This is a genomic window from Bacteroides sp. HPS0048, assembly GCF_964240755.1.
Classification (GTDB): Bacteria; Bacteroidota; Bacteroidia; order Bacteroidales; family Bacteroidaceae; genus Bacteroides; species Bacteroides nordii.
Map to the genome: position 1 here is coordinate 25,532 of NZ_CAXSVC010000026.1, position 13,381 is coordinate 38,912.

The following is a 13,381-nucleotide window of genomic DNA, read 5'->3' on the forward strand; positions in this document are numbered from 1 at the left end:
ATCTACATAAAAAGATTATCCGGAAAATCATCCTTTAAATAAATACTTTCCGGATAATGTCTTTTTATGATCCTATAGATGCTTTCAAAGTAAATCTCTTATCTCCTACCTTAACTATCACATTTATATTGATAATAGATGTTCCATCGTTATCATAAGCTACAGAAACAGTTCCTGATACAATTTCAGCTTTAGCTCCACCAACATCCAATGTCATCACAGAAGTAGTCGCATCATAAGTACCCGTTGGATCGGAACCTGATACAAAACCATGAATATAAATACGAAACACACCATATTCAGAATCCTTTGAGGTAAGTATTACCGACAATACAGACTCATTGTCCACGAAATCTTCATAGGCTGCATTACCATCGCTAATTGTATTCTTATCTGTCAAAACAATATCCTCTTTCGGTATTGGAAGTACTTTGATAGGACTATTAGTTGTAATTTTACCACCAGCTTCCGCTTTGAAATATGCCTGGCCTGCACTGGATGCAGTAATAGTAGCTATAGATGAATCGTCTTCATTAGGTACTGCCACTGCAATATCACTATTCAGTGAAGTCCAACTTACCGGATAAATGCGCCCGGATACAGTTTCAACTTTTACTTTCCATTTCACAGATGTTCCTACAAACATAGTCAGCGGATTACCCGATTCCCATATAATCTTATTCACTTTTTCAGTTATTTCTAAAGGTACTCTTATCGTTTTATCATTTGAGGTAATAATAAGATTAGTATTTCCTTCTTTCAATCCCCTTACACGCATTGCACTTCCGTCATATCCCAGAAGTTCAGCAAGCGTTTCATCTTCAACCGTAAAATGTGGCTGGTGATAAGCATAAGAAGATAGAGGTTCAACTGATGGGATAACCAAAATTGTTGCTTCCATTGGCACAGAATAACTTTCTTTATCCGTATACAACTTGTCTACCGGATAACGACGTTTGTAATCCTGTACATCAATAGTGACTGTCGCTTCTGAGCCGTAACAAGTAAATTTAAACTGAGAGGTCCCTTCAAAAGCGGCAGAACGAAGTACAATATAAGCATCATGTCCTCTAAATTCCACAACTTCTACATCACTCTTAACCAACTGTGCGGCATTTCCCGTAGCAGACCATTTATAGAACTTCCGGGCATTTTCCAAATCAGTATTTTGAGCAGGAGTTACTCGTGTATATAACCAAACCGTATCTTCTACATTGAGATCCATCGTTGTATAGTATTCATAAGTAGGATAACTAAAATCGGATGAAAACGAAGCCTCTACGACCGGACACAACACTACTTCCGTTGACGCTTTCTTCTCATTACCAGATGGACCGATAGACAAAGTAATAGTAGCTGCCCCAGCCTCTCGTGCAGAAGAGAAGGCATATCCCACCATACCGGCTTCTTTGTTCACTTTCAAAGCAGTAGCCTTCGGTACTACCAATTCTTTATTCGAATTCTCCACTATAGGTTCATAATCAAGCAACAAATTCTTCGGGTTGACTACAAACCATATAGTATCAAAATCATTATTATAAGAATAATAAGTATCCACCAAAGCTCCTACACCATCTACAATATGATTAGTCACTGTCATTTTTGAAATAGCATATTTCCCATTCTGTAGGGTAGCACGTACATTAGTAGTTTTTCCTTGCGCCCCTTCTATTGCTGTTATATTACCATTTTCCAATTTCAACACCCGGCCATCATCCACCGACCATTTTACAGGCGTATCAATCACATCACCGCTCACATTACTAACTACAGCTTTCAGAGAAACTGTATCTCCCAGCATGATATACCCATCCTTTGGGCTGATCTCAATATAAACTTCTTCAGCCCCATCCAAAGTATTATCTTCTTTACATCCCACTATGGAGAGAAGTGAGAAAAAGAAAACACTTAAAAAGAATATATTTCTATATTTTTTCATCACTTATTTTTTTTAGAATTAGAAATTAACAGGAATCACTACTTGCCACTGACTACCATCTTCAATGATCTCTCCTCGAAGTTCTGTCTCCGTATCCCAAAATACACGTGTACCTCCGGTATTTGGACCTCCCAAAGCCGGAATCATACTTTCCTGAAACTCTTGTTTATTATTTTCATCTTCCACTAAAGGAATACGGCGAATCTGTAATTCGGAATCCACATCTTTCATATTATTCAATTTAACAGGGAAAAGACGCGGATATCCCGTACGTCTAAAGTTTGTCCACGCCTCAGCTCCCATCGGGAAATTAGCAATGTATTTCTGCGTAATAATTTTTTCCAACTTTAGTTCGTCTGTATCGCCTTCATTCCACTTTACGCTGGCTGTTACGCGTCCCTTTATACTGTTACCCGGAGAGTACGGATCTTGGTAATCCACGACTTTGACAGTTTCTTTATTCAAGTATTCGGTAATAAAAGCCTCATCATTATAATTATTTTCAGTAAAAGCCAAGCGAATACCTTTTTCATAGAATTCTTTTGCAGTACCACCCATGTTCCATCCTCTCAAAGCACCTTCCGCTCTCAGAAATAAAGCTTCTACGCGCTTAAAGTAGGCTTTGGGCAGTGTTCGAAGATAATTGGAAGAAGCAGAAAATGGGCCATAACCAGTCTGTTCATTGCTCTTATTAATCATAGCCACTCCCTGACGTATACCTATATAATCCTGATTTTCTCCAATGCCTGAAAAATTTCCGGTATTCGTGTTAATTGGTGCAACATTCTTATCAAACCAAATACCTAATAATGGATTTTCATAACGCTTTAGTATGTTCTCTAGAGAGGCTCCTAAACGAATATCCATCCAACTTTTACTAATAGTATACAAAGGATGATCTTCAGCTGTGTCCTCATAATAATAACCGATATCGTAGGCATCCTTTTCCGTCAAAACACCAATTTCATCATTAACAGCAGTTTCGGCATGTAATTGCGCTTTAGCAGCATCGTATTTCACGATATTCATTGCCATACGTAACTTGATGGAATTAGCAAACTTCACCCAGCGTTTCCAATCACCTCTACTCAAAGTACTTTTTGAGTCTTCAATTTTGCTCCATTCCTCTGCAGATGGTTGCCTATCTTTCAATATCTGAATAGCCTCATCCAAATCTGCAAAAATCTGTTTATAAATATCGGCTCCCTTTTCGTAGACCAAAGGAGGAGTACGTTTCACATTTCTCCAATCGTTAAAAGGGATACATCCATAAAAATCAGTTACTTCATGACCTACATAAGCCTGAATAATCAATGCCACCGCACGCCATTCGGGTTTCCCCAATTCCTCTGCATGGAAAATCGCGTTCTTTGCTTGTATAAACACAGCATTACTACGCGGCCCCCCCAAATAGTTATTCGGATAAGTATACAATGTAGGCAACGGACCACCGAATGTAAAGTTATTCTGACTGGTTGTCCAATATCCTGCATAATTATCAATGGAATTAGAACGTTGGTACTGATACTCATGACCTTTGGATAAATAAACAATCATCTCAGGAATCGCACCTTTTAATTCCGCTTCCAAAACTGAAATATCCGTAGCTCCCAATCCATCTTCTCCTTCAGAATCATTCACTTCTTCTTGACTACCTACAATCCAAGGATATGGATCAAGGTATTTATCACCACAACCAGTCAGTCCAATAGCCATAAAAAGCCCCAAAGAATAATAGCTAAGCATTAATATTTTATATTTTCTTTTCATATCTTCTATTTTTAATTAATTCTTGCGTTATGAAAGTATTAAAAATCTAACTTTAAATTCAAGCCGTAAGAACGAACCGTAGGCAAAGAATAAGAATCAATTCCAGACATACCGTTAGCGGCAGAAACTGAAATATCAGGATCAACAGGTGCGTTTTTGTACAAGAAACAAACATTCTTTACTGTAAAAGAAGCTGTCAAGTGACGTCCTTTTCCAAATACATTCTGGAAAGTGTAGCCCAATGACAAATCACGTAATCGAAAATTAGTAGCATCATAGATATAATCTTCCATCGGATTAGAACCTACCGTACGATAATACTTCTCTACCGAAACTTTCTGCCCATCAGGTAATGCTTTCAAAATATATTCTTTCCCATTCTGTACGACACGTTCTCCAGACAAGCGATCGTTAGCCGTTCTCTCAGACAGACCATAATAATCTCTATCCGGCTCGGTTAAAGACATTACCTTACCTCCAATTTTGCCATCGATAAGAAAGTAAAAAGTTAGATTTTTCCAAGTAAATGTGTTATTCCAACCCAAATTAACCGGGGCGGTCGCATTCCCTACAAATGTTTCATATTTACCAGAAGCCATAGCAGGCACAGCATTTTCGTAGTCACCGGCATTATTCACCACGATACTTCCATCATCATTTCTCTCAAAACTATTTACATAAATATCACCGAATGAACCGCCTTCTACATATTTAATTTTGAAACCGACGGGACCTATCTGAACTGTATAAGGAGCTCCTGACGCTGTTTTGTACGTTTCAAGTATTTTATTATTGTTATAGGCTATATTAAAGCCGGTTGTCCAACGGAAATCAGGAGTAATAGCCCAGCGATAATTAGCCGAAAACTCAACACCATAATTTCTGATTTTACCGGTATTCACAGGTTTCTCTTCCCCGGTACTTGTCGTAACCTTCATAAATTGGTTCTTAAGCGTAGCATTATAATAAGTAATATCAAAATTGAACTTATTGTCAAACATCCAAACTTCTAATCCCGTTTCATAGGCAGTAGTTGTTTCGGGTTTAGGATCATCGAATGTAGGCGGACGGGCAGATATACTACCATCACTGAAATTGTATTGCTGACGAGCATAGAATTGATTCGGAATCGGGTTACCAACAACCGACCAACTTCCACGCAACTTCATCTGGTTTACAGCAGGCATATCCCAAGGAAGCACTTTATCCAATAAAATATTAAGACCAGCAGAATAATAATTAAATGAGGTATAACCGGAAGCAGGCTTTACAAACTGCTGAAAAGATTGTGCCCATTCCAAACGATAACTTCCGTCTACATATACTTTATCCCAAAAACCTATTGAAGCCGTAGCGAAAGTAGCAGCCGACCAATCAGAATAATCGTATGTATCTTCTGCTCGTGTAGCACTACCATTCGGATTACCTGGACGTTTGTAGGCCGAATTTTGTGGAACAAATGCATTTGGGATGCCTGCCGTATCTATTTCAGTTGTGATATTATGAGAACGACTATATGAGCGCGAAAGGCTGGCACCCAAAGCTATATTCAAGTCTATTTTATCATCAAAACGCTCACTCATAGTCACCATATGATCGTTATAGATATCTACAGACTTACCACTTGAAGTCCAATACTTACCACCTTTTCCCTGTGCTTCACGCATTGACGTAGCATATTCTGTATTCAACCCGGAACTCAATGTCATATCTACATTAACACGTGCTTGATAATCAACACTTTTCCATATTTTTACTCTAGCTGTCAAATTCCCAAGTATTCGATTTTTATAAGCCTCATCGTTCATCATATTAGCTAACCAATAAGGGTTATTCAGATGCTGATCGTACCAATACCACGTCTGAATGGGTTGTCCCGCCAATTTAGGATTACCTCGCGCCGTATCATATACCATCTGATCAGCAGTAGTTCCTGTATGCTGATAGTGATTACGGAAATAACGCATATCTACATTAGATGGCATTCTATAAAGTGCATGTAATGGGCTTAATACACGTCCAATCACAGGTCGGTTAGTCGTTTTTTGATGAATATAATTCAAACTAGTACTAATATCCAATTTTTTATTAAAGAGAGAAAAAGATTCTTTGAACATAAAGTTGTGACGACTGAATTTATTATTAGGTACCATGCCAAATTGCGTCGTATTATTATAAGAGAAATAAGTTCGGGCCAATTCTGTACCACCACTCAATGTCACGCCATTATTCAATGTTAATCCCACATCGAAAAAATCTTTCACCGGATCACGCGGATTAGCTGTATAATAAGGTTGTGAAGCGATATCATCCGTTGTCATATCGTTAATCTTCGGTCCCCAAGCTTCTAATGTTGCATTCGGAGTTAGCCCATAAACCTGTTGGGTTTTAGGATACATGAATAATGTTTCTACAGAAGTAGAGCTTGAAACATTTACTTTTACCGAACCTTGCTCACCTGCCTTGGTATTAATTATTATTACACCATTATTAGCAGAACTACCGTATAGAGCAGCCGCATTCGGACCTTTTAAAATTGTCATAGAAGCAATATCATCCGGATTAATGGTAGAAAGTAAATCACCACCATCTCTGGCAGCTCCCGACATTAATTCTGTAGCTTGTTCACTCATGCCATTAGACATCGGCACACCATCCAAAACAATCAATGGCTGATTGGTACCCAAAATAGAAGTCTGACCACGTAATACAATCTTTGTAGATCCCCCGCCAGCTCCTGAATTATTCGGGGTAATCAATAAACCAGCACTTTTACCTTGAAGAGAATTAATAAAATTCGGTTCTTTAATACGTGTCACTTCCTCAGCTTTTACTGTTTGAGTAGCATACGTCAATGACTTAGCCTCGCGTTCAATGCCCATAGCTGTTACAACTACCTCACCTAAAATCTGAGCATCTTCTTTCATAACGACATTAAATAAAGTAGTACCGGCCACTGATAATCGCGTTTTTTGATAACCTATATAACTAAATTCAAGTACGGCATTGTCATCTGGAATCTCTATAGAGTAATTTCCACCAACATCAGTGATAGTTCCCGTAGCAGTACCTTTCACTAATACACTCACGCCAATTAGTGGTTCTCCAAATTCATCAGAAACCAGACCCTTAATAATACGCTTATTCTGTTGAACTACTTCTTTTACAGCATTAGTACCTTTAGAAGAATAAAGCACCAGATAATCATTCTTTACCGTAAATGTTGCATTAGTGTTTTCCAGTAAATTCGCCATAACAGAAGATAATTTCTGATAATTCACTTTCACTGAAACAATTTGGTCAGGGTTCACATCTTTAGTATTGTATACAATACGTAGTGAAGTTTGACGACCGATCTCATTCAATACTTTACTTAAAGGAACATTCGTAAAATCCAAACTTATTGTTACATCATTTTGTGCTGTAGCATACGTAAAGAATGGAACAAAAAGAAATAGGGAAAACAACAAGAGTTCAATCTTGTACTTTAGATTTTTTTTCATTGGGCATTTTTTAACGTTAACAAAATACTTATTACCTTAATCGTAGATGTACATTTTGTACTAAATACAAATTTTCTTCCATTAACTTTTTTCATTCATGTTCTTCATTATTCAATATAAAACAATATATATTAATTTTAATTCTCATTTTAAGGTCATATATTAATATTACAATCCAAAAACAAATGATACTAAACAAGAAAAGTATTTTATTATATTATTTATACCCAAATCTGATTATTGAAAAATAAATGTAGCAAACTAAGTAAAGTAAATCCTTTGATGAGTAAGATCAACATACAAAAAATAGTATCTATCATTAGTTCCGTAATTCCGTCTTATTATCCTATAAAAGAAGTATCCTTATTATTATACTCAATTATTATACTCAAAAAAACTTAAATCATTTTGTCAATTCATAGAAAGCCTCTACTTTTGTTTCGTTGTTTATGCAATTATTATTCTACTAATCGCAAGAGAAAAACAGGAAATCTTCATAAACAAAGTAGTTGAATTTTATGTTGTAAAAAAAGAAGTATCACCTTTATAATACGCAAGATGCAATGAAAAAATTATTCATTCTGACAATTCTGCTAAACATTTTCTTTTCAACAAAAGCACAGAGTATACTCAACTTAGATAGTTGCCGTGCATTGGCTTTAGCTAATAATAAAGAGTTACTCATCAGTAATGAGAAAATAAATGCTGCACATTACCAGCGAAAAGCTGCTTTTACCAATTATCTTCCCAATATCTCGGCAACGGGAGCCTACATGAGAAATCAAAAAGAGTTTTCGCTATTAAATGATGCTCAAAAGGGTGCGTTATCAGGGTTAGGAACCAGTATAGGAGGTCCTTTACAACAAGCAGGACAAGCCGTTTTAGGACAACTCCCCCCTGAATTAGCACAAAAGCTCGCCCCGGTCATCACACAAATGGGAAACGAAATGATCCCTGCTCTCAACGGAGCAGGAGAATCTTTGGTAGATGCCTTTCGCACTGACACCCGAAATGTATATGCAGGTGCCATTACCTTGACACAACCCCTCTATATGGGAGGTAAAATCCGTGCTTACAACAAAATCACTAAATATGCTGAAGAGCTGGCGCGCCAGCAACACCATTCTGGCTTACAAGAAGTTATTTTAAGTACAGATCAGGCTTACTGGCAAGTGGTTTCACTGGTAAATAAGAAGAAATTGGCGGAAGGATATCTAGAGCTTCTTCAGAAATTAGATAGCGATGTAGAGAAGATGATTGCCGAAGGGGTAGCAACTAAAGCCGATGGATTATCTGTACGTGTGAAAGTAAACGAAGCCGAAATGACACTGACTAAAGTAGAGGACGGACTCAGTCTTTCAAGAATGTTGCTTTGTCAACTATGTGGTCTTGATTTAACTACTCCTATCATGCTAGCTGATGAAAATATAGAAGATTTGCCGCTGTTAAAATCAAATGCACAATTTGACATGACCACTGCCTATGCCAATCGTCCGGAGATACGTAGCCTGGAACTTGCAACTCAAATATATAAGCAGAAAATAAACGTAACCCGTGCCGAACATCTGCCCTCGGTAGCATTAATGGGAAACTACATGGTTACTAACCCTTCTGTCTTCAACGGCTTTGAAAATAAATTCAAAGGAATGTGGAATGTAGGTGTTATGGTACAATTACCTATCTGGCACTGGGGAGAGGGAATGTATAAAGTAAAAGCGGCAAAAGCAGAATCCCGCATCGCACAATATCAGTTGGAGGATGCGAAAGAAAAAATAGAGTTACAGGTTAACCAAGCTGCCTTTAAAGTAAACGAGGCCACCAAGAAACTGGTAATGGCTGAAAAGAATCAAGAGAAGGCAGACGAAAATCTGCGCTATGCCCGTTTGGGATTTCAAGAGGGTGTTATAGCTACCAGCAATGTACTCGAAGCTCAGACCGCCTGGCTATCTGCCCAATCAGAGAAAATAGACGCTCAGATAGATGTAAAACTGACGGAGATATATCTACAGAAGTCATTAGGAACACTTAAATAGTGGACAGTTGACAATTGACAATTGACAGTTAGCTGCGCTGTCAACTATCAATTTACGATTGTCAATTGTAAACTGTAAATTAAATAACTGTAAACTGTAAATTAAATAAGTAAATAACAATAGTTGAAAACGAGTTGTTTTGCACACCTGCATAGCAACTGTCAATTGTCAACTGTCAATTGTCAATTAAATAACTAAATAACAATGGCATCACAAAAATCACAGAACAGCAATATGCTGCTTGCATTTCTTACTCTGTTGGGAGTTATTGCATTGGTTGCAGTCGTTGGTTTCTTCATGCTCCGCAAAGGACCGGAGATTATCCAAGGGCAGGCAGAGGTAGATGAATATCGTGTATCGAGTAAAGTCCCGGGACGTATCCTTGAATTTCGTGTAAAGGAAGGACAAACCGTACAAGCGGGAGATACCCTCGCTATTCTTGAAGCACCGGACATTGCTGCAAAAATGGAGCAGGCACGTGCCGCAGAAGCTGCTGCACAGGCACAAAATGAGAAAGCAATCAAAGGAGCACGCCAGGAACAAATACAGGCTGCATACGAAATGTGGCAGAAGGCTCAGGCAGGTGTTGATATTGCCGAGAAATCATACAAACGGGTTAAAAACCTGTTTGAACAAGGAGTTATGCCAGCACAGAAATTAGATGAAGTGACTGCACAACGTAATGCGGCTATTGCTACAGAGAAAGCAGCAAAAGCCCAATACACAATGGCGAAGAACGGTGCCGAACGTGAAGATAAAATGGCTGCTGCCGCTCTTGTAGAACGTGCTAAAGGAGCTGTGGCAGAAGTAGAGTCTTACGTTAAAGAGACTTTCCTCATTGCACAAGCGGCTGGAGAGGTTTCCGAAATATTCCCTAAAGTAGGTGAGTTAGTCGGTACCGGAGCCCCCATCATGAACATTGCCATTCTGAAAGATATGTGGGTAACCTTCAACGTACGCGAAGACCTGTTGAAGAACCTCACTATGGGAGCAGAATTTGAGGCCATTGTTCCTGCACTGGACAACAAAGCCATCAAACTAAAGGTAGATTATATGAAAGACCTGGGTACTTATGCAGCCTGGAAAGCAACTAAGACAACCGGTCAGTTTGACTTGAAGACCTTTGAAGTACGTGCCCGCCCCATGGAAATTGTAGAAGGGTTGCGCCCGGGCATGTCGGTGATTATTAAGAAATAATTGAATAATGTGCCAATTGGATAATGTGCCAATATGCCAATTGGCTGCGCTATGATGCTGTGCAATAAGGCAAGGAAGGTGTACTGCTGTCGCGTAATATATTGGTAAGTAGTACTTCAAATTTAGTTCGTACTATGACAGCGTTTTATTGAAACGCAAATAATCGCAGATTTTCGCAGATTAAATAGCTGCGCTATACTTGAGCGATGATATGTTTTGCGTGAATCTGCGAGTTTCTGCGTTTCAATAATAGCATCATATAATGATGAACGATTACTTATATTATTTAATTGGCATATTGGTATATTGGCATATTATCCAATTGACACATTATTAATTAGAACACTATTCATATGAAAGAAAGAGAAAAGAAATACATAGCCTTGTGGCTGGTCATGAAGCGCGAATGTCGCCGCCTCGTGTCACGTCCGCTTTATCTCTTTTGCATGGTTATTGCACCGCTGTTCTGCTACATATTCTTTACTACACTTATGGATTCGGGGCTGCCTACCAACCTGCCTGTAGGTGCGGTAGATATGGACCAGTCAGCCACCTCCCGAAATCTGATCCGTAATCTGGATGCTTTCGGACAGACGGCAGTAGTAGCACATTACGGAAGCGTGGCCGATGCCCGTATTGCCGTGCAGGAAGGAAAGATTTATGGCTTCTTCTATATCCCCAAAGGACTATCGGCAGATGCGCAAAGCCAACGTCAGCCCAAGATTTCATTCTATACCAACAATTCCTATCTCATAGCCGGTTCATTACTCTTCAAAGATATGAAGATGATGAGCGAACTGGCGGCCGGAGCTGCCGGCCGTTCGGTACTTTATGCCAAAGGAGCTACCGAAGACCAGGCAATGGCTCTGTTGCAACCCATTGTGATTGATACACATCCGCTGAACAATCCCTGGCTGAACTACTCCGTTTATCTGTGCAACACACTGGTACCCGGCGTACTCATGCTGATGATATTCATGATCACCGTCTACTCCATCGGTACGGAAATAAAAGACCGCACCGCCCGTGAATGGCTTCGCATGAGTAACAACTCCATATACATTGCATTGGCGGGTAAGTTACTGCCCCACACGGTGATATTCTTCATTATGGGTATCTTCTATAATGTGTACCTGTATGGTTTTCTGCATTTCCCGTGCAACAGCGGCATCCTGCCCATGATACTGGCTACCCTTTGTCTGGTGCTTGCTTCCCAATGTTGTGGGGTGGTGATGATAGGTACACTGCCAACACTGCGTCTCGGATTGAGTTTTGCTTCCTTATGGGGAGTTATCTCGTTCTCCATTTCCGGCTTCTCATTCCCGGTAATGGCAATGCACCCGATTCTTCAGGCATTAAGCAACCTGTTTCCGCTGCGCCATTATTTCCTGATCTATGTAGACCAGGCACTCAACGGTTACAGTATGGCCTATTCGTGGCCCAACTATATGGCATTACTGATATTCATGATGCTCCCCTTCCTGGTGGTTCACCGCCTGAAAGAAGCATTGATATACTATAAATACGTACCCTAATGAAAGATATAACATTCAAAGAGAAAGTGAAACAAGGCATCAACGACCTGTTTTACATTTGGCTGCGAGAGTTCCGTACTACTTTCCGTGACCAGGGGGTACTTATCTTCTTTGTACTCGTACCACTGGTATACCCGCTCATCTACGGATTCATTTATACGAACGAAGTGGTACGCGAAGTTCCTGCCGTTGTCGTGGATGCTTCGCGAAGCTCACTAAGCCGTGAGTATCTGCGGAAAGTAGACGCTACTCCGGATATCAATATTGTGGCCTACTGTGCCGATATGGAAGAGGCACAACAGATGTTGAAAGACCGGTTGGCTTATGGTATCATCTATATCCCTTCGGAATTCAGCCAGGATATTGCACGGGGCAAGCAAACACAAGTCAGCATCTATTGTGACATGAGCGGATTGCTCTATTACAAGAGTATGCTACTTGCCAATACAGCCGTGTCTCTGGATATGAACCGGGACATCAAGATAGAACGCGCGGGCAACACCACTGCCCGACAGGACGAAATCACCGGTTATCCGATAGAGTACGAAGATGTCGCCTTGTTCAATCCCACCAATGGTTTTGCCGCTTTCCTGATCCCGGCCGTATTGATTCTGCTGATACAACAGACATTATTGCTTGGTATCGGTCTCTCGGCAGGAACTGCCCGGGAGAACAACCGTTTCAAAGATCTTGTACCCATCAACCGCCACTATAACGGAACATTGCGTATCGTTATGGGGAAGGGATTGAGTTACTACATGGTTTATTCGTTGGTATCAGTATATGTACTCTGCGTAGTTCCGCGCATATTCAGTCTGAATCAAATCGGGCAACCCGGTACCCTGGCACTGTTCATGCTGCCCTATCTGGCAGCCTGTATCTTTTTTGCCATGACCGCTTCCATAGCTATCCGCAACCGGGAGACGTGTATGTTGGTTTTCGTATTCACCTCCGTTCCCCTGCTGTTCATTTCGGGAATATCCTGGCCGGGAGCCGCCATCCCTCCGTTCTGGAAGTACTTCTCCTATATTTTCCCGTCAACGTTCGGCATTAATGGGTTTGTACGCATCAACAATATGGGAGGTACGCTTAGCGAAGTAGCATTTGAATACAAAGCCTTGTGGCTGCAAACCGGATTCTATTTCCTTACCACTTGCCTCGTATATCGCTGGCAGATTTTGATGAGCCGCAAACACGCGATCGAGCGGTATAAAGAGCTGAAAGAAAGGGAGAAGGGAGAATTGAGAAGGGAGAAGTAAGGAAAGAGTTCGCCATCAATAGAGAGGGTATCAAAAGTAAAACTCGTTATCAACCAAACACAGATGATCGCTAATTGACGCAAAGATTCAATTAAATCTGCGTCAATCAGCGATCATCTGCGTTTCTAAAAGTTGCATATTGAAG

At 40.0% G+C, this 13,381-nt stretch carries 7 protein-coding genes; 4 read left to right on the top strand and 3 right to left on the bottom strand.

From position 1 onward, the window contains the following. Nucleotides 1-64: 64 nt before the first annotated feature. The 3 genes from ACESQI_RS17810 to ACESQI_RS17820 are packed head-to-tail and all read right to left on the bottom strand — an operon-like array spanning nt 65 to nt 7,212. Nucleotides 65-1,939, bottom strand: coding sequence for a hypothetical protein (locus tag ACESQI_RS17810; protein WP_320908737.1), 1,875 nt, complete (start codon nt 1,937-1,939; stop codon nt 65-67). Nucleotides 1,940-1,957: 18 nt separating this feature from the next. Continuing rightward, the gene (locus ACESQI_RS17815; RefSeq protein WP_320908738.1) at nt 1,958-3,709 is read right to left on the bottom strand and encodes a SusD/RagB family nutrient-binding outer membrane lipoprotein; all 1,752 of its coding nucleotides are present in this window, start codon (nt 3,707-3,709) and stop codon (nt 1,958-1,960) included. Between the two features lie 38 nt (nt 3,710-3,747). After that, nucleotides 3,748-7,212 (bottom strand): SusC/RagA family TonB-linked outer membrane protein, encoded by a 3,465-nt coding sequence (locus ACESQI_RS17820; protein WP_373126619.1) that lies wholly within the window; start codon nt 7,210-7,212, stop codon nt 3,748-3,750. 563 nt (nt 7,213-7,775) lie between these two features. Here ACESQI_RS17820 and ACESQI_RS17825 point away from each other — a divergent pair. From ACESQI_RS17825 to ACESQI_RS17840, 4 genes are all read left to right on the top strand, one after another. Further along, nucleotides 7,776-9,245 (top strand): TolC family protein, encoded by a 1,470-nt coding sequence (locus tag ACESQI_RS17825; RefSeq protein WP_002562222.1) that lies wholly within the window; start codon nt 7,776-7,778, stop codon nt 9,243-9,245. 204 nt (nt 9,246-9,449) lie between these two features. Then, nucleotides 9,450-10,442: an HlyD family secretion protein gene (locus ACESQI_RS17830; RefSeq protein ID WP_007487285.1), complete on the top strand. Its 993-nt coding sequence runs from the start codon at nt 9,450-9,452 to the stop codon at nt 10,440-10,442. A gap of 353 nt (nt 10,443-10,795) precedes the next feature. Continuing rightward, nucleotides 10,796-11,977, top strand: a complete 1,182-nt coding sequence (locus ACESQI_RS17835; RefSeq protein WP_002562224.1) for an ABC transporter permease — start codon at nt 10,796-10,798, stop codon at nt 11,975-11,977. Further along, nucleotides 11,977-13,236 carry an ABC transporter permease gene (locus tag ACESQI_RS17840; RefSeq protein WP_002562225.1) on the top strand — a complete coding sequence of 420 codons (1,260 nt, stop codon included), beginning with the start codon at nt 11,977-11,979 and terminating at the stop codon, nt 13,234-13,236. The genes ACESQI_RS17835 and ACESQI_RS17840 overlap by 1 nt, the downstream gene beginning before the upstream one ends. The last annotated feature ends 145 nt before the right edge of the window (nt 13,237-13,381 follow it).